16 protein-coding genes are annotated in these 18,272 nt (G+C 65.4%); 8 read left to right on the top strand and 8 right to left on the bottom strand.

The annotated features are described in order from the left end of the window. Positions 1 to 255 precede the first annotated feature (255 nt). Positions 256 to 1,323: a GTP-binding protein gene (locus JQ627_RS20605; RefSeq protein WP_212485986.1), complete on the bottom strand. Its 1,068-nt coding sequence runs from the start codon at positions 1,321 to 1,323 to the stop codon at positions 256 to 258. A gap of 120 nt (positions 1,324 to 1,443) precedes the next feature. Here JQ627_RS20605 and JQ627_RS20610 point away from each other — a divergent pair, with 120 nt between their 5' ends. Beyond that, positions 1,444 to 2,541: a cyclase family protein gene (locus JQ627_RS20610; protein WP_212485987.1), complete on the top strand. Its 1,098-nt coding sequence runs from the start codon at positions 1,444 to 1,446 to the stop codon at positions 2,539 to 2,541. A gap of 218 nt (positions 2,542 to 2,759) precedes the next feature. On the opposite strand, the gene JQ627_RS20615 is transcribed toward JQ627_RS20610, so the two are convergent. The 5 genes from JQ627_RS20615 to JQ627_RS20635 all read right to left on the bottom strand — a co-directional run bounded on the left by JQ627_RS20615 (position 2,760) and on the right by JQ627_RS20635 (position 10,771). Beyond that, complete coding sequence (locus JQ627_RS20615; RefSeq protein ID WP_212485988.1) at positions 2,760 to 4,103, bottom strand: cytochrome c; 1,344 nt, start codon at positions 4,101 to 4,103, stop codon at positions 2,760 to 2,762. Further along, entirely contained in the window at positions 4,100 to 6,265 is a 2,166-nt protein-coding gene (locus JQ627_RS20620) for a molybdopterin cofactor-binding domain-containing protein (protein ID WP_212485989.1), read from the bottom strand. Before JQ627_RS20620 ends, JQ627_RS20615 begins: the two co-directional genes overlap by 4 nt. An 8-nt stretch (positions 6,266 to 6,273) precedes the next feature. Further along, on the bottom strand, positions 6,274 to 6,738 hold the full coding sequence (locus tag JQ627_RS20625) for a (2Fe-2S)-binding protein (RefSeq protein WP_212485990.1): 465 nt from the start codon (positions 6,736 to 6,738) through the stop codon (positions 6,274 to 6,276). Between the two features lie 751 nt (positions 6,739 to 7,489). Then, positions 7,490 to 8,914, bottom strand: a complete 1,425-nt coding sequence (locus JQ627_RS20630; RefSeq protein ID WP_212485991.1) for a methyl-accepting chemotaxis protein — start codon at positions 8,912 to 8,914, stop codon at positions 7,490 to 7,492. A 108-nt stretch (positions 8,915 to 9,022) separates the two neighbouring features. After that, complete coding sequence (locus JQ627_RS20635; protein WP_212485992.1) at positions 9,023 to 10,771, bottom strand: methyl-accepting chemotaxis protein; 1,749 nt, start codon at positions 10,769 to 10,771, stop codon at positions 9,023 to 9,025. A 203-nt stretch (positions 10,772 to 10,974) separates the two neighbouring features. Between JQ627_RS20635 and JQ627_RS20640 the strand changes: the two genes are divergently transcribed. The 7 genes from JQ627_RS20640 to JQ627_RS20670 all read left to right on the top strand — a co-directional run bounded on the left by JQ627_RS20640 (position 10,975) and on the right by JQ627_RS20670 (position 16,287). Next, positions 10,975 to 11,721: a YebC/PmpR family DNA-binding transcriptional regulator gene (locus JQ627_RS20640; RefSeq protein WP_028150892.1), complete on the top strand. Its 747-nt coding sequence runs from the start codon at positions 10,975 to 10,977 to the stop codon at positions 11,719 to 11,721. A gap of 225 nt (positions 11,722 to 11,946) precedes the next feature. After that, the gene (ruvC, locus tag JQ627_RS20645) at positions 11,947 to 12,474 is read left to right on the top strand and encodes a crossover junction endodeoxyribonuclease RuvC (RefSeq protein ID WP_212485993.1); all 528 of its coding nucleotides are present in this window, start codon (positions 11,947 to 11,949) and stop codon (positions 12,472 to 12,474) included. Next, positions 12,471 to 13,088 (top strand): Holliday junction branch migration protein RuvA, encoded by a 618-nt coding sequence (gene ruvA / locus JQ627_RS20650; RefSeq protein WP_212485994.1) that lies wholly within the window; start codon positions 12,471 to 12,473, stop codon positions 13,086 to 13,088. The genes ruvC and ruvA overlap by 4 nt, the downstream gene beginning before the upstream one ends. A gap of 20 nt (positions 13,089 to 13,108) precedes the next feature. Next, positions 13,109 to 14,143, top strand: coding sequence for a Holliday junction branch migration DNA helicase RuvB (gene ruvB / locus JQ627_RS20655; RefSeq protein WP_193375700.1), 1,035 nt, complete (start codon positions 13,109 to 13,111; stop codon positions 14,141 to 14,143). A gap of 149 nt (positions 14,144 to 14,292) precedes the next feature. After that, positions 14,293 to 15,207: a metallophosphoesterase gene (locus JQ627_RS20660; protein WP_212485995.1), complete on the top strand. Its 915-nt coding sequence runs from the start codon at positions 14,293 to 14,295 to the stop codon at positions 15,205 to 15,207. Positions 15,208 to 15,276: 69 nt separating this feature from the next. Continuing rightward, complete coding sequence (gene ybgC, locus JQ627_RS20665; protein ID WP_212485996.1) at positions 15,277 to 15,726, top strand: tol-pal system-associated acyl-CoA thioesterase; 450 nt, start codon at positions 15,277 to 15,279, stop codon at positions 15,724 to 15,726. Between the two features lie 93 nt (positions 15,727 to 15,819). Continuing rightward, complete coding sequence (locus tag JQ627_RS20670; RefSeq protein WP_212485997.1) at positions 15,820 to 16,287, top strand: nuclear transport factor 2 family protein; 468 nt, start codon at positions 15,820 to 15,822, stop codon at positions 16,285 to 16,287. A 253-nt stretch (positions 16,288 to 16,540) separates the two neighbouring features. On the opposite strand, the gene JQ627_RS20675 is transcribed toward JQ627_RS20670, so the two are convergent. After that, complete coding sequence (locus JQ627_RS20675) at positions 16,541 to 17,254, bottom strand: type 1 glutamine amidotransferase (RefSeq protein WP_212485998.1); 714 nt, start codon at positions 17,252 to 17,254, stop codon at positions 16,541 to 16,543. Positions 17,255 to 17,283: 29 nt separating this feature from the next. After that, entirely contained in the window at positions 17,284 to 18,210 is a 927-nt protein-coding gene (locus JQ627_RS20680) for a LysR family transcriptional regulator (RefSeq protein ID WP_212485999.1), read from the bottom strand. Positions 18,211 to 18,272: the final 62 nt, after the last annotated feature.

Here is an 18,272-nt window from a genome sequence, read left to right on the forward strand (position 1 = left end):
ACGCCTCAAGCTCAAGCGGGCCGGCTGGAACGATGCCTTCCTCTTCGAACTCCTCGGCTACATGCGATAGCCCTGCCCTGGAGGGGGAGGGTCGATCGCGCGCAGCGCGAGCGGGGTGGGGTGAGCTCTCCCCACGGGCACTGTTCGAGGTGGAGAGACTGTCACCCCACCCCGCTGCGCATTCCGCTTCGCTGCATGCACAGCGACCCTCCCCCTCCAGGGCAGGGTCGGCAGCGTCGCTCATTTCGACGCGCCTCACGCTGCGGCGCGAACCGCCTGCCAGAGCTCAAGCACTTCCGCACGCGCGATCCCGCGCGTGATGAAGACGATGCGCGAGCGGCGATCGCTGTCGGGCCAGCCGCTGAGTGCCACCGGCGGATGGAAGACGTGATGCACGCCATGGATCACGATCGGCACCGGTTCGTCACGGAGATCGAGAATCCCCTTCACCCGCAGCAAATCCTGGCCGCGCGCGTTGCGCAAATGCGCAAGCCAGCGCGTCACAGCCATCCAGTCGAGCGGTTCATCGAACGCCAGCATGAAGCTCGCGATCGACGCATCGTGATCATGATGGCCATGATCATGGTGCGCGTGGTGATCGTGATGCGAATGGCCGGCGTGCGCATGCGGCTCCGCGAAGGCCCGCTCGTTGAGCCAGCGCTCAACGTCTATCCTTTTCAACTCGGGATCGATCAGGCCGGCGCCGAATAGCTGCGCGGGATCGATCTCGCCGTGACTGACGCTTTCGATTCTGGCGCCGGGATTGAGCCGCCGCAGGCGCAGCTCAAGCGCCGCGATGTCCTCGACCAAATCGCTCTTGGTGATCAACAGCCGGTCGGCCAATGCCACCTGTTTCACCGCCTCATACTGACGATCGAGCTGATGCGGCGCGTTGACGGCATCGACCGTGGTCACGACCGTGTCGAGCCGCAGGAAGTGCGAGACGAGCGGATTGTTGAGCAGGAGCTGCACGATCGGCGCGGGGTCGGCGAGACCGGTGGTCTCGACCAGGATGCGGCGGAACGGCGGAATCTCGCCGCGGTCCTGCTTCACCAGAAGGTCTCGCAGCGTCTGCTCGAGGTCGCTGCGGATGGTGCAGCAGATGCATCCGCTCGCGAGCACGGCGACTTCGCCATCGACGCGTTCGACCAGGAGATGATCGAGACTGACCTCGCCATACTCGTTGATGATGACGGCGCTGTCCTTCATGCCGTCGTGGCGCAGCAGGCGATTGAGCAACGTGGTCTTGCCGCTGCCGAGAAAGCCGGTGATCAGCGAGACCGGAAGTCGCTGTGCGGATTTGTCGCTTTCAAACAGGCTCATTGGAAGCTCTCGCACCAACGGTCTTCATTTTGTCGCTGGACAACAACCTAGCGGAGGAGGAGGGTTGCGGAAACAATTTTAGAGTCCGAGCTTGTTCGGACCACAACCTGGGAGGGTGCAATGTCTAATGAGATCAATAACGTAGATCAAGACGGCAGCGGCGCCACGACTGACCGCCGGACCTTGCTCCGCACCGCGGGCATCGCCGGCGTCGCCGGCGCGGCGCTCGCGGGCTCGATGCATGGCAAGTTCTCGCTGGCGCCGATCAGCGAGGCCCAGGCGCAGACTGCAACCTCCATGCCCAAGAATGTCGACAAGCCATGGTGGCCCTCGAAATGGGGCAAGGATGACGAGTCCGGCGCATCCAACCACATCACCCCGGCGAAGGTCCTCGACGCGGCGAAATGGATCAAGGACGGCAAGATCTACAAGATCGGCCGCGTCTATGAGGCCGCCATGCCGCTGTTCGGCGCGCGTGTATTCGCGCTGCGCATTCCCGGCAGCCCGACCGGCGGCCCGTTCGGCGACAACAAGCTCGTCTATCACGACGAATTCCTCGCCACCGAGATCGGTCAGACCGGCACGCAGTTCGACGGCCTCGGCCACATCGGCATCCAGATGGGCAAGGAGGGCGACAAGAGCGAGATGCGATTCTACAACGGCTTCACCGCCGCCGAGATCAGCGACGCCTACGGCCTCAAGAAGCTCGGCATCGAGAAGCTTAAGCCGATCTTCACCCGCGCGCATCTGATCGACATGGTCGCGCTCAAGGGTGGCATGATGGATGCGGGGCAGGAGATCACCTCGGCTGACATCAAGGCGGCGCTGGCGAAGCAGAACATCCCCGAGAGCGACATCAAGCCTGGTGACGCGATCATGTTCCACACCGGCTGGGGCTCGCTCTGGATGAAGAACAACGATCGTTTCAACAGCGGCGAGCCCGGCATCGGCCTCGACGCTGCCAAATGGATCGTCGAGAAGGATCTTGCGCTGACCGGCGCGGACACCTGGGCGGTCGAGGTGGTCCCCAATCCCGACAAGACGCTCGCCTTCGTGGTCCATGCCGAGCTGCAGACCAAGAACGGCATCCACAACCACGAGAACCTGATCTTCGACGAGCTGATCGCCGACAAGAAATATCAGTTCGTCTATTCCTTCACCCCGGCGCCCATCAAGGGCGCCACGGGAAGCAACGGCTGTCCGATTGCGATTACGTGACAGGCCTGTAGGGGATGCAGGATGCTACCCTCCCCTGGAGGGCCCCTGGAGGGGGAGGGTCGATCGCGCGAAGCGCGAGCGGGGTGGGGTGACGGTCCCTCCATTGAAGCGGTGCCCGCGTGGAGAGATCACCCCACCCCGCTGCGCATTCCGCTTCGCTGCATGCACAGCGACCCTCCCCCTCCGGGGCCCCTCCAGGGGAGGGTAAGAGGACCGCGTTACTCTGCCGTCTGCTCCCGCAGCTCGGCCACGTCCTTCGCCGTCAGCTTCGAGCCCTTGGTGCCGAACCGCGCCGTGACGTAGTTCGCCACCGCCGCGATCTCGTCGTCGCTATACGCATTGCCGAACGCCGGCATCGAGAGCGCGCCGTCCGGCGTATGCCGCCTGGTGCCTGACAGCACGATCTGTGCGACGTTGGTGGCGGCGGGGTCGTTGACGGCCCAGGTGCCGGTTAGCGTCGCCATTGGCGAGACCGGGCTCTCGCCGCTCCAGCCATGACAGCTGGCGCAGGCGCTGGCGAACACCATTTTGCCGCGTGCGTCGGCCGTGACGCCGTCCTTGTGCGAGGCGGGCGCGGCCGGTGCCGTGGTGGCAGGCAGGTCGGGCGAGGCCACCGGCGGCACGCTGCGCAGATAGGCGACGACGGCGCGGATGTCTTCGGGAGCGAACTGGCTGAAGCTGCGATCGACCGCTTCGCCCATCGGACCCGAGGCCGAGCCGTGGCCCGGCGCGTGGCCAAGCGACAGATACGAGATCAGGTCCTCGTCGCGCCAGTTGCCGAGGCCGGTGGCCTTGTCGGAGGAGATGTTGAAGGCGCGCCAGCCGGCCGTGATCGCGCCGCCGAACTTCTTGCGGTTGTCGAGCGCAAAGCCGAGATTGCGCGGGGTGTGGCACTCGCCGCAATGCGCCAGCGCTTCTGCGAGATACGCACCTCTGTTCCACTCCGGGCTCTTCGAGGTGTCAGGCGTGAAGCGCGTGTCCGGATTGAACACGGCCGACCAGAACATCATCGCCCAGCGCTGGTTGAACGGGAACGACAGCGTGTTCTCCGGCGCCTTCGCGCGCACCGCCGGCAGGCTGAACAGATACGCCTTCACCGCCAGCACGTCCTCATCCGTCATGTAGGTATAGGACGTGTAGGGCATCGCCGGATAGAGCCGTGCGCCGTCATGGCGCTTGCCATGCTGGACTGCGTTGAGGAAATCCTGGTCGCTGTAATTGCCGATGCCGGTGTCCTTGTCCGGCGTGATGTTGGTGGAATAGAGCGTGCCGAACGGCAGCTTGAAGCCGAGCCCGCCGGAATAGTCCTTCTCGCCGGGCTTGGTGTGACAGACCATGCAGTCGGCCGCCTTCGCCAGATACTCGCCGCGGTCGACCAGGCTCGCCTTTTCGAGCTTGGCCGGCACGCCGGTCGGCTTGCCCGCGCGGTAATCCGCCAGCGCCACCTTCGTGCCGCCGGCGAAATCGAGCGGGCCGGGCCCGCGGATGATCCAGACGCCGAGCCCTGCGGCGACGATTGCGATCACAACGACGCTTGTGAGGATACGCATCTTGCCGCTCATGCCTTCTTCCCCGCAGCCAGCAGTTTTCGATCGATCGGCAGGCGCCGTAGCGTCACGCCGGTTGCGGCCAGAATCGCGTTGCGCAGCGCCGGCGGTCCGGCGTTGACGCCGGCCTCACCGATGCCGCCCGGTGCCTCGCCGCTCTTGACGACGATGACCTCGACCTTCGGCGTCTCGTTGATGCGCATCATGCGGTAGTCGTGGAAGTTCGACTGCTGAACGCGGCCCTTGTCGATGGTGATCTCACCATAGAGCGCCGCGGTGAGGCCGAAGATGAGCCCACCTTCGATCTGCGCCTTCACCGTGTCGGGGTTGACCGCAATGCCGGTGTCGACCACCGAGGTGATGCGGCGGAGCGCGATCTCGCCGAATTCGTCGACCTCCGCTTCCACCACGGTCGCGATGAAGCTCGCGAATGATGGCTGCACGCAGACCCCGCGGCCGACGCGCGGCGGCAACGGCTGGCCCCAGCCGGATTTTTCCGCGACATGGTTGAGCACCGCGAGCATGCGCGGGTTCCTAGTCAGCATGGACTTTCGGAATTCAATTGGGTCCTTTCCGGCCTTGCGCGCAAGTTCGTCCATCGCGCATTCGACCGCGAACACGTTGTTGTTCGGGCCGACGCCGCGCCAGAAGCCGGTCGGGATCGACAACGGTTCGGCGCGGACATACTCGACGTGGAAGTTGGCGAAGTCGTAGGGCGCATCGACCGCCGCGTCGATCGCGTCGATGTCGATGCCCTTCTGGAACGCCGGCGGCAGCCAGCGCGCCAGCACGGCGGAGCCCGCGACCTTGTACTTCCAGCCTGCGATCTTGCCGTCGACCAGCGATGCCGTGATCTGGTCGCGATAGACCGGACGATAGACGTCGTGCTGGATGTCCTCTTCGCGGGTCCACACCACCTTCACGGGATAGTCGACCTGCTTGGCGATGTTGACCGCCGCGACCACCATGTCGGGTTCGAGCTTGCGGCCGAAGCCGCCGCCGAGCAGATGCTGGTTGACGATCACCTTGTCGACGGGAACACCGGCGGCCTTCGCCGCCTCGGACTGCACGCGCGTCATGATCTGCGTGCCGGTCCAGATCTCGCAAGCATCGGGCCTGACGTGGACGGTGGCGTTGATCGGCTCCATCGAGGCGTGCGCGAGGAACGGCAGCTCGTAGGCGGCCTCGAACTTGTCGCCGGTGGCGAGCGCCTTGGCGATGTCGCCGTCGGATTTCGCGATCGCGCCGTCCTTCTCGCTGGCCTTGCGCAAATCGTCCCAGATGTCCTTGGTGGATATCCCAGCGTTCGGCCCCTCATTCCACTCGATCTTGAGCGCCTCAAGGCCTTTCTTTGCCGCCCACATGTGATCGCCGATCACCGCGACGGCATCGTCGAGCACAACGACCTTGCGCACGCCGGGCAGCTTCACCGCGGCGCTGTCGTCGACCTTGCCGACCTTGCCGCCGAACACCGGGCAATTGGCGATCGCGGCGATCTTCATACCGGGCAGGATCGCGTCGATGCCGTAGAGCGCCTTGCCGTTGACCTTGTCCGGCGTGTCCAGTCGCTTCAGCGGCTGGCCGATGAGGACGAAATCCCTGGGATCCTTGACCGCGACGTCCTTTGGCGGCGTCTGGCCCTGTGCGGCAAGCGCCAATTCGCCATAGCCGAGCTTGCGGCCGCTCGCGGCATGGGAGACCTCGCCCTTCGAGGCTGTGCAGCCTGAAGGCTCGACGCCCCATTGGCTGGCCGCGGTCTGCACCAGCATCGCGCGTGCCGTGGCGCCGGCCTTGCGCAGCGGCGTCCACCAGGCGCGGATCGAGTTCGAGTTGCCTGTGACCTGGAGCCCGAAGGTCGGGTTGCCGTAGAGCTTGTCGTTGGGCGGGGCGTGCTGGACTTCGACCTTGCTCCAGTCGGCATCCAGCTCTTCGGCGATCACGGCGGAGATCGAGGTGTAGGTGCCCTGGCCCATCTCCACCTGCGGCATCATCAGGACCGTGCGGCCGGTCTGATCGATGCGGATGAAAGCGTTGGGCGCGAACTTGCCGTCGGTTACATCGCGTTGCACCGGCTCGTTGCCGGCGGCGCGTAGCGGCAGATGGAAGGCGAGCAGGAAGCCGGTGGCGAGGCCGCCGGTCAGAAGCGTGCGGCGGGAGACGTCGTTGTGTGCATTCATGGCGAACCTCAGGACTGACGGCCGGAGGCGGCCTGCTTGATGGCCTCGCGGATGCGGACATAGGTGCCGCAGCGGCAGATGTTGCCGGCCATGGCGGCGTCGATATCTGAATCGTCAGGGTGAGGCGTTGCCGCCAGCAGGGCTGCGGCCGCCATGATCTGGCCGGACTGGCAGTAGCCGCACTGGATCACCTCGGCATCGAGCCACGCCTTTTGCACCTTCGCGCCTGCCGGCGTGCTGCCGACATGCTCGATGGTGGTGACGGCGCGGTTCGCCACCGCACTCACCGGCAGCACGCAGGAGCGCACCGCCTTGCCATCGACATGCACGGTGCAGGCGCCGCATTGCGCGATGCCGCAGCCGAACTTCGTGCCGGTCATTCCGAGGATGTCGCGCAGCACCCACAGCAAGGGCATTTCGGGTGGTGCATCGAAGGATTTCGTTTCGCCGTTGATGGTGAGTGTTGTTGCCATATGCATCCCCTTGCTTGCTGGATCGCTTGCGGCGACCTGGTCGGCGAATTTCCGCGCGACCATAATCATACCGATGCGAAACGATGAAGCGTCGAAATTTCCGGCGATGCATATTTGCGCGGCCGACGCATCAGGCCATGACGTTCACGAATTCGTGCGACGATCTCTGCAAGGGTTTTGGGCTAATTGATATGATAATCGTCATGTTTTGACGCATTTTCGTCGCACGCATCGTTGATCGCCGCAGATGATCGTGCGAATGCGGAAATTCATGCGATGACGAAATTCGTGCGATTGGGAAAGTCGGGCGGCGGCACGCACTGCTGACGGGATCAATTGCAACGACTCATTGTTGTGCCCTCTCCCCTTGTGGGAGAGGGCAGCGACGCCGGTAGACGCAGACTCACTCGGGTGAGGGGTCTTTCTCCGCGTATGATCCTCTCATTCCGAAGCAGCTTTGTCCGCCGATAGAGACCCCTCATCCGGCGCCATAGCCGAAGCTTTGCTTCGGCGTTCTTAAGAATAGGCGGCCGAAGGCCGCCTATGCCACTTTCTCCCACAAGGGGAGAAGGGAAGAGGAGAGTGAGGATTTCGGAATAATGGCAATATGCCCCTGTTTTGCCCGACGAGTCAAACTGCGTCTTAAACTGCGTCCTGGCCGGCCGGCGCAAGCCATTGATTCCCCACGCCCCGGCTACTGTGCATGGGGTTGTTTTTCAGATTTTTGATTCAAGGGCCGCAGCGGCGGGCGTCAGCTCTGCCGAAAACCCATCCGGAAGGCGCCCCAGTGCTTGCCGCGGATCACGATCGGCGAGGACAGGTCCTTCATCAGCACGAACTGCCCGCCGCCCATGTCGCGGCGATAGGTCTGGAGCAGGAACGGTTTTGTGTTGGCCGCGACCTTCTTCACCGCGCGGTCGCTGAACAGGCGGCGGTTGCGGCAATTGGCGTTGTTCCAGACGGGGTCCTTGCCCTGCGGCAGGCGGTAGTTCGGGTTGTGGGTCGGCAGATAGCCGCCCTTGGCCCAGGCGACGCAGAACACGATGCGGGGGTCTGACTTCTGGATCGGGTCCTGGATGGCGGGCAGCACGCGGTCGGTGAAGTCGACGTAGCTGGTCTTGTATTGCTTGGGATCGGTGCCGGGGATTTCCCGGTAGTTCTCGTCCAGGAGCTGGTCGAGCGTGATCTCGCCGCGGTCGATTGCGGCCTCGAACTCGTCCGAGATCCGCCTTGCGGTCTCGACGACGACGCGGATCAGCGGCGCATCCGATGTCTCCACGCCGCTGTCGGCGATCATCGCGATCAGCGCTTCGGACGTGTCGAGCAGTTTTGTCACGCGCTGATCGGCGTTCTTGAGATCGCGCGAGGACAGGTCGACGCCCTTGGCGAGCTCGTTGAGCTCGCTGATGACCGTGTCGCAATGGCCGAGATTGGAGGTCGCGGCGCGCGTGACGCTGTCGATCTCCGCTTCCACCGAGGCAAAACCCTGCTGGACCCGCGAGATGATGCCGGAGATCTGCTGGGCGCCCTCGCCGGCAGTCTTGGCACGTTGCGAGGCGTCGCTGCTCTCACCGATCAGGCCTTCGATCTGGCCGTCGAGATCGCGCACGGTGTCGGAGATCTGATGCGTGGCCGCACGGGTCGCTTCCGCGAGGTTCTTGACCTCGCTTGCCACCACCGCAAAACCGCGGCCGGCATTGCCGGCGCGCGCCGCTTCGATGGTGGCGTTGAGCGCGAGCAGATTGGTCTGCTTCGCGATCGCCTCGATCGAGCCGGACACTTTTGCCACCTGCGCCAGCGCCGAGCCGACGGCGCTCAGGCGGGCCTCGATCCGCTCCACGGCTGCGACGAGCTCGGAGATGTGGCTGACCGCGGTGTCGACCGCGCCGCGCGACTGCGCGATCTCGCCGACCGCCGCCGATGCGGTCGATTGCACCGCTTGTGACGCATTGGCGATGTCGTGATTGGCCGAGACCATCGTCTCGGCCGTCTCCTGGAGGTGATGGAACCGTTCGGACTGGTTCGCGACGCGGTTGGCGACTTCCTGGACGTTGCCGGCGATGTCGGCGAGCTCGACGCCGAGACCGCCGATGCGGTCGGCGAGCTGGTCGATCAGACGTTCGGCAAGTGTCCGGTTGGAGCCGGTGTCCAGTACTGCAAGTTGGGCGAGGGACATGTACGGGCTTTCCTCCAAGCGGAGCCGTTCATCGGCTCACCACGGCATTCCCATTCCAATTTTATTCAAAGCGGTGATTCGCGCGTCGGCGTCTTGCCTGAGCGTGCACTAGAGCTTGTAAGCCGTGCGGAATCCGCCCCAATGCCGGCCCTGGACGCGGATCGGAACGTCGATCTCGCGCATCATCACGGTGTTGCCGTTGCCCATGTCGCGGGCATAGCTCTGGACCAGGTACGAGCGCAGGTTGTGCGCGGCGGCGAGCCCCGCGGGATCGTTGAAGATCCGCCGGTTGCGGCTGTTGGCCGTGTTCCATGCGGCGTCGCCAGGCCGCTGCGGATGCGAATAGATCTTGTTGTGCACCGGCAGGAAGCCGTTGCGGTCGACCATGGCGCAGAACGCCATGCGCGGTTCCTTGGCGAGAAAGGCTTCCTGGAACGGCGGCAGCGCGCGGTCGGCCCAGTCCAGATATTTCGTGCGGTATTGTTGCGGATTGGTGCCGGCGATCTCCGCATAGTCGGTGTCGAAGAGGTCGTCGATCCTGACCTCGCCGCGTGCAACCGCCTGCTCGAAGATCCGGGTCAGCGCCGTGCCTGCTTCCATGGCGCGGGTGACGAACTCGGTGTTCTCCTCGTGGATCGACCAGAGCCGGTCTTCGATCTTTTCGCTGAGCTCGGCGTTGGGGCCGACGAATTGCGCGCGGGCGCCGGCCTTGGTCTGCTCGATCACGCGCAGGCGGCAGGCGCCGACGCCTTCGAGCGTGCCGTCGACGACGGCCTGCGTGGCAAGCTTCGCCGCCTCCGCGCCGCCGATCAGCACGCCGTCCATCGCGATCTCGTAGACCTGCAACACGCCGCGCGCGGTTTCGAACTTGAGATGGCAGGGCAGCCGTTCGGTCTTGCGACGGTCGTCGTGCTCGCTCTGGCGCAGCAGCACCGCACAGCGCGATTTCAGCTTCTGTGCGAAGGTGGTGACGGCCTTGCCGGCGCTGGCGACGTTCTCGCCGTGGGTCTCAGCGGCCTTGGTTGCGGCATCGATCTCGGCCGCGCTCTCACCGACCGAGATGATGAACTCAGACGCGCTTGCCGCATTGCCGGAGACTTCGCTGGTGGTGGCATTCTGCTCGGCGACCGCGCCGTTGACGGTGTCGAACACCGGGCGGATCGCCTCGATCGCCTGCGCGATGCGGTGCACGGCGTCGGCCGAGCCGGCGGCGTCGCGCTGGAGCGCGTCGATCTTCCTGGTGATCTCCTCCGTCGCACCCTGGGTCTGCACCGCGAGCGCCTTCACTTCGGTAGCGACGACCGCAAAGCCCTTGCCGGCCGCACCCGCACGCGCGGCCTCGATGGTCGAGTTGAGCGCGAGCAGCGTCGTCTGCCGCGCGATCTGCGCGATGAGATTGACGACATTGCCGATGGCGGCGGAGGATTCGCGCAGGCGGTCGACATTGGCGCGGGCTTCCTGCGCCGCCGCGCTGGCCTCGTCGGCCAGCTTGCCGGCCTCGCGCACCTGCGCGCCGATGCCTTGCGCGGACTGGGTGAACTTGTCGGCGGCATGGGCAAAGGTGGAGGCGGTCGACTGCGCCGCATTGGTGCGGCCGGTGAGGGCGTCGGTGCGCTCGCGAATATCCGCGAGCGTTGCCGCGGTCGCCTCCGCGCCGCCGGCGACCGAATTGGCCGCACGCTCGAGCTGGCGGATCATGGCGCCGAGCTCGAGTTCCAGCAGTTCCAGGATTTCCCTGGCGGAATCGCCCTCGGCCGACGGCGCGGGCGGGGGATCGACCGGCGACGGCGCGGCCGGTGGGGGCGCCACGGGCGCGGACAAGTCGGGCAGACGCTTCCGAAACAATGCGAACGCCATCAGGTCACTCTTGTCGGGGAACGGGCGGTTGCTATTTTCGCAAGCCAGAATGAAATCAGGGTTAACGGTGCCTGACTCCTAGGCACGGGGCACTACGGTATTACCTTAAAGTCGTAGAGCCTCTTTCATTCCGGTGGGTTGGCGGCCTATAAGGCCGCGCTTCCCGCGCTCACCTTTGGCGCACGATTCCTTACGAGACACGCATGGCCGGACATTCCCAATTCAAGAACATCATGCACCGCAAGGGGCGGCAGGATGCGCAGAAGTCGAAGCTGTTCGGCAAGCTGGCGCGGGAAATCACCGTCGCGGCCAAGCTGGGGACGCCCGATCCCAACATGAACCCGCGCCTGCGTGCGGCGATCATCGCGGCGCGCCAGGAGAACATGCCGAAGGACAATATCGAGCGTGCCGTCAAGAAGGCGCTCGGCAATGAGGGCGAGAACTATGACGAGATCCGCTACGAGGGTTACGGCCCCGGCGGCGTCGCCGTCATCGTCGAGGCGCTGACCGACAACCGCAACCGCGCCGCCTCCGACATCCGCTCCTTCTTCACCAAGTCGGGCGGCAATCTCGGCGAAACCGGTTCGGTCTCCTTCATGTTCGACCGCACCGGCATCATCGAATACGACCGCAGCGTCGCCTCCGACGACGCCGTGCTGGATGCCGCGATCGAGGCCGGCGCCGACGACGTGGTCTCGGGCGAAGGCGGTCACGAGATCTACGCCTCGACCGAAGGCTATCGCGACGTCGCCAAGGCACTGGAAGCCAAGTTCGGCGAGCCGCGCAAGGCCGCGCTGATCTGGAAGCCGCAGAACACGGTCGCGGTCGACGACGAGACTGGCGAGAAGCTCCTGAAACTGATGGACCTGCTCAACGAGCACGACGACGTCCAGCACGTCTACGCCAATTTCGAGGTGTCTGACGCGCTGATGGCGAAGATGGGCGGCTGAGCCTAATCCTCCGCTGTCGTCGCCCGGCTTGACCGGGCGACCCAGTATTCCAGAGACGCCCGAGGGATACGGATAAGTCGCGGCGTACTGCATACCCCGCCTTCGCGGGGTATGACGCCTGGGGTTTGTGGCGCGCAGCGCCACTCACCCACGAGCCCCCACTTCCCCTGTTACTTCCGTTCTGTTTCTGTTTCCCCCACCGCAGCCAGCCGCTATCACTGGCCCATGACCGCGCTCCCGATTCGTGGCCCCGTTCGCATCATCGGCATCGACCCCGGCCTGCGCCGCACCGGCTGGGGCGTGATCGAGGCCGAGGGCAATCGCTTGATCTACGTCGCCTGCGGCTCGGTGGAACCGCCGGACGATTTGCCGCTGGCGAGCCGGCTGCTCGCGATCCATGAGGGGCTCGCCGCCGTCCTGTCCGGTCACAAGCCGATGGAAGCGGCGGTCGAGCAGACCTTTGTGAACAAGGACGGCGTCGCGACGCTGAAGCTCGGCCAGGCCCGCGGCGTCGCCATGCTGGCGCCCGCAATGTTCGGCATCAGCGTCGCCGAATACGCGCCGAACCAGGTCAAGAAGACGGTGGTTGGCGCCGGCCACGCCGACAAGCACCAGATCGCGATGATGCTGAAGATATTGCTGCCGAAAGCCGAGCCGCCGTCCGCGGACGCCGCCGACGCGCTCGCGATCGCCATTACCCATGCCCATCATCGCCAGAGCACGGCGCTCAGGCTGAAGGTGGTGGGCTTATGATCGGCAAGCTCAAGGGCCTGATCGATTCCTACGGCGAGGAGTTCGTCATCCTCGACGTCGGCGGCGTCGGTTATCAGGTGCACTGCTCATCGCGCACGCTGCAGCATCTGCCGTCGCCCGGTGAAGCCGCCGTGCTCTCGATCGAAACCTATGTCCGCGAGGATCAGATCAAACTGTTCGGCTTCCGCACCGACCAGGAGCGCGAATGGTTTCGCCTGCTCCAGACCGTGCAGGGCGTCGGCGCCAAAGTCGCGCTCGCGGTGCTCGGCACGCTCGCGCCTTCCGACCTCGCCAATGCCATAGCGCTGCGCGACAAGGCCGCGGTCGCGCGTACGCCCGGCGTCGGCCCCAAGGTCGCCGAGCGCATCGTCACCGAATTGAAGGACAAGGCGCCGGCCTTCGCCAATGTCGATCCCGCCGTCGTGCATCTTGCCGGCGCCGTCGACGACCAGCGCGCGCCGCGCCCGGTGGCAGATGCGATCTCTGCGCTCGTCAATCTCGGCTACGGCCAGCCGCAGGCTGCCGCGGCCATCGCATCGGCATCGCGCAGCGCCGGTGAGAATGCCGAGACGGCGCAACTCATCCGCCTCGGCCTCAAGGAGCTCGCGAAGTGAGCGACCCCAAGGCCAACCGCATGGTCTCGCCCGAGCGCCGCAGCGACGATGTCGGCGACACCGCGCTGCGCCCGCAATCGCTGTCCGACTTCGTCGGCCAGCAGCAGGCGCGCAAGAATCTCTCGATCTTCATCGAGGCGGCGCGCAAGCGCGGCGAGGCGCTGGATCACGTGCTGTTCGTAGGTCCCCCCGGCCTCGGCAAGACCACGCTGGCGCAGATCGTCGCCAAGGAGCTCGGCGTCGGCTTTCGCGCCACCTCGGGTCCCGTGATCGCCAAGGCCGGCGATCTCGCCGCGCTGCTGACCAATCTCGAAGAGCGCGACGTGCTCTTCATCGACGAGATCCATCGCCTCAGCCCGGCGGTGGAAGAGGTGCTCTATCCCGCGATGGAGGACTTTCAGCTCGACCTGATCATCGGCGAAGGCCCGGCGGCGCGGTCGGTGAAGATCGAGCTGTCGAAATTCACGCTCGTCGGCGCCACCACGCGCGCTGGCCTTCTCACCAATCCCTTGCGCGACCGATTCGGCATTCCGGTGCGGCTGAATTTCTACACGATCGAAGAGCTGGAAAGCATCGTCACCCGCGGCGCGCGCGTGCTCAATGTCGGCATGAGCGCCGACGGCGCCAACGAGATCGCGCGCCGCGCCCGTGGCACGCCGCGCATCGCCGGCCGCCTGTTGCGGCGCGTGCGCGATTTTGCCTCCGCTGCCGATGCCGCCTCGATCGACCGCAAGATCGCCGACCACGCGCTGAGCGCGCTCGAGGTCGACGCCGCGGGCCTGGACGCCATGGACCGCCGCTATCTCACGACCATTGCGCAGAATTATGGCGGCGGCCCGGTCGGCGTCGAGACGATGGCGGCCGCGCTGTCCGAGCCGCGCGATGCGATCGAGGACATCATCGAGCCTTATCTGATCCAGTGCGGCTATCTCCAGCGCACCCCGCGCGGCCGCCTGCTCACCTCGCACGCCTTCCGCCATCTCGGCATCGCCGAGCCCTCGCGCGATGCCGCGGCACAGTTCGGCCTGTTCGGCTCGGACGAGAGCGACGACTGATTGCGTTGATGCAAGGTGCGTCGGTTGTCATGAACTTCCGGTAACCTTTGTGCGGAATTCTGCACGCGAATGCAGACCGTCTGCACGAGCGGACCCAAATTCCGCTTCAATCGGACCGCATCACGAGGTCGCATCACCATCGAGCTTCCATGATCACGCGTCGTCATCTCATCCGTTCCATCGGCGGCCTGTCCGCGCTCGGTGTCTCGACCGCGGCCTATGGCGTCGGCATCGAGCCGCTGCGGCTCCGCGTCACCCGCTATCATCCGACCCCGCGGCAATGGCCGGCGGATTTTCCGCTCAAGATCGCCGTCGTCACCGACATTCATGCCTGTGATCCCTGGATGTCGCTGGAGCGGATCGAGGGCATCGTCGATCGCACCAATGCGCTCAACGCCGATGTCATCGTGCTGCTCGGCGACTATGTCGCAGGTGTTCACCAGGTCACGCGCATCATTCCGTCAAGCGAATGGGCCAGGGTGCTCGCGGGCCTCAAGGCACCGCTCGGCGTCCATGCCGTCATGGGCAATCACGACTATTGGGTGGACAGGGTCGTGCAGCAGGCCGGGCACGGGCCGACAGTCGCCCATCGTGCGCTGGAGGCGGCCGGCATTCCCGTCTACGAGAACGACGTCGTGCGTCTCACCAAGGACGGACGCTCCTTCTGGCTCGCGGGCCTCGGCGATCAGCTCGCCTACTATCCCGCGAAGCGCTACGGCCGCGTGCACCGGCTTGGCGCCGACGATCTCGCGGGGACGCTCGCCAAGGTCACCGACGATGCGCCGGTCATCCTGCTCGCGCATGAGCCGAATATCGCGCCGCGCGTGCCCGCGCGCGTCGCGCTGCAACTGTCCGGCCATACCCATGGTGGCCAGGTCCGCCTGTTCGGCTGGTCGCCGGCCGTTCCGCCGCAGCAGGGTGTTCGGCTCGCCTATGGTCATGTCCGGCTGAAATGCGACGTCATCATCTCCGGTGGCCTCGGTTGCAGCATCATGCCGGTCCGCGTCGGCGTGCCGCCTGAGATCGTCGAGGTGACGCTGGGAAGGACGCCGGCCGTGGCATAACCTGCGCTTGCGCGGCTGGCTGTTTTTGCGCAAAACGGGCTGGTTGCAAAAAGCGAAGAGGCTCGCGACGTGACTGCCCATCTCGACGGCGAGATCCGCGACGGCCGCCACCACATGCAGGTCCGCGTCTACTACGAGGACACGGACTTCTCCGGCATCGTCTATCACGCCAACTATCTGCGCTACATGGAGCGGGGGCGCACCAATCATCTGCGGCTGATGGGGGCCGAGCAGCAGGCGCTGTTCGACCAGGTCGAAACGGAGGGCGCGGGCTTCGCCTTCGTGGTGCGCTCGATGCATCTGGATTTTCTAAAGCCCGCGCGGATGGACGACGTGCTCGACGTCGTGACGTGGCCGGTTGCGGTGAAGGGCGCCTCCATCATGCTGGGGCAGGAGGTGCGGCGGGCCGAGGACGTGCTGGTGAAAGCCGAGGTGCGCGTCGCCTTCATCAGCGGCGGCCGCGCCCAGCCGATCCCGAAATCGATCCGCGCGCTGATGAAGGCCGATTTGATTTCGTGATCGCCCGATAAGTGATCGCCTGATTTGTAATGGCCTATCGACTCCACCAACTGCAGCGATAGATTGCGGCCCCAGCCAATCGATGAGGCCACCATGTCGCGCCCGCCGCTTCCGCCCTTCACCCGAGAGACCGCCGCGCAGAAGGCGCGCATGGCCGAGGACGCCTGGAATTCACGCGATCCGGTGCGCGTCTCGCTCGCCTATACCGAGGACAGCCGCTGGCGCAACCGCTCGGAGGTTTTCCAGGGCCGGGAGGCCATCGTCGCGTTCCTCACCCGCAAATGGGAGAAGGAGCACGACTACCGCCTGATCAAGGACCTCTGGGCCTTCGATGAGAACCGCATCGCGGTGCGCTTCCAGTACGAATGGCACGATGCCGGCGGCCAGTGGTATCGCTCCTACGGCAACGAGCAGTGGGAGTTCGACGAGCACGGCTTGATGCGGCGGCGCGAGGCCTCGATCAACGACATCATGATTGCGGAGAAGGATCGCCGGTTTCACTGGCCGGCGCCGGGACCGCGGCCGGCCGATGTGCCGGGGCTGGGAACGGAGCCGTTCTGATAATTTTCACAAGCGGTGCTGCTTCTACCCTCTCCCCTTGCGGGAGAGGGTGGCGCGCCGCCTTGCGGCGAGACGGGTGAGGGGTATCTCTCCGCGAGTCCACTCTCAGATGAGTTCGCCGACAGAGACCCCTCATCCGGCGCCATAGCCGAAGCTTTGCTTCGGCGTTCTCAAGAACGGCGGCCGAAGGCCGCCTATGCCACCTTCTCCCACAAGGAGAGAAGGGAAGAGCCTGCGCGGTGAGTGCCGCGGACTACAGTGCCGCGCGCCGCGCAAGAAACCTCGTGATCGCCCCACCCAGCTTCGCGTTGTCCATCGGCTCCGCCAGCGACGCCCTCGCCGATGCAACGACATCGTCCGGCGCCTTGCCGTCGCGCAGCTCGCAGCACACTTGCGCGAACTCCACGTCGAACTCCGGATGCGGCTGCAGGGTCAGCGTGGCGCCGTTGGCGTAGAGCAGGCCGGCATGCGGGGTGAATTCGGACGAGAGGATCGTCAGCGCGTCGTTCGGCGGCTCGATCACCTGGTCCTGATGTGAGGCGGCGATCGCGACCGCTTCGCCTTCGACCACGCCGTTCTCGGGCAGCACCTGATAGACGTGGCGGCCGATGCCCCAGCCCTTATCCGACTTCTGCACGGTGCCGCCGAGCGCCTGCGCGATCAGCTGGTGGCCGAAGCAGACGCCGACCATCGGCGTCTTGTTGGCGTAGGCCGTACGTACGAAATCCTCCAGCGGCGCGATCCAGTCGAGCCCGTCATAGACGCCGGCCGCAGCTCCAGTGATCAGCACCGCCTCGAGCTTGCTCGGATCGGGAAGAGTGTCGCCGTTGGGGATGCTGACCACGTCGACCGTAGCCGTCGGGTCCTCCGCGCGGACCATGCGCTCGAACATGTCAGGAAACGAGCCGTGCTGCTCGCGATATTTTTGCGGGACCGCCCCGGTCTCGATGATGGTGATGCGTGCCATATGCCCCCCGGGTCAAAAGGTTGCGAAGCTCAGTCGCTTTCTGCCCCATGTTGCTGGTGTGGCGCTGTGCGCTCCAGCAGCGTGCTCTCCTTGCGGACCTCGTTGAGAAAGGCCCTGGCCAGGCGCGACAGCGGCTCGGCTTCCGACCATAGCATATAGGCCACCGCATGCGTCGTCGGCGTGAACGGCCGGACGACGAGGCCGCTGCCGCCGTTCTGCCGCGGCGAGAAGGGATCGACCACCGCGGCGCCGACGCCGGCGGCAGCGAGCACGCAGGCCGTGTTGCAGTAACGCACCTCGACGGTCGGCCGGAACGGCGCACCAGCGCGAGCAAAGCTGTCGCGCACGGCCTCACCGAGCCGCGTGCCGCGCTCAAGTCCGATGAAGGGCAGCCCGGAGAGATCCGCAGCCGAGATCACCGGCTGATCGGCGAGTGGATGCTGCGGTGGCAGCACGCAGACCATCTCGCCGGTATGCACCACCTCATGCGCGATCCCGGGATGATGCGTCAGCCCGAGCGCGAAGCCGAGTTCGGCGACGCGGCTGAGCACGCCCTCGATGATGCCCTCGTAGCGCCGCACGTCGAAGAACACGCGCGTCTCCGGGCGGCGGCGCAGGAAGCCGGATAGTGCGGAAGGGATGATGCTGTAGGCCAGCGGCGGCGTCGCGACGATGGAAAGATGCCCGGAGCGGTTCTCGCGCAGATCGCGCACGCGGCTCTCGAGTTTTGCGTGCAGCGCAAAGATCGCCTCGCTCTCCTTGTAGAGCGCCATCGCCTCCGCGGTTGGAAACAGCCGGTTGTTGACGCGCTCGAACAGCGCAAAGCCTGCCTGCGCCTCCATCGTCTTCAGCGCGTTGCTGACCGCGGGCTGCGATAGCGCCAGTTCCTCCGCCGCCGCCACCGTGGTGCGGTGGCGGATGACGGCACGCAGGATTTCGAGCTGACGCAGGTTCATATCACTGCCGATTATACTTTGGGCCAAAACATCATAGCAGAATGAATTGATTTTGCAGCCCC

Origin of the sequence: Bradyrhizobium liaoningense, from assembly GCF_018130785.1 — a bacterium.
In the GTDB taxonomy this organism is placed as follows: domain Bacteria; phylum Pseudomonadota; class Alphaproteobacteria; order Rhizobiales; family Xanthobacteraceae; genus Bradyrhizobium; species Bradyrhizobium liaoningense_A.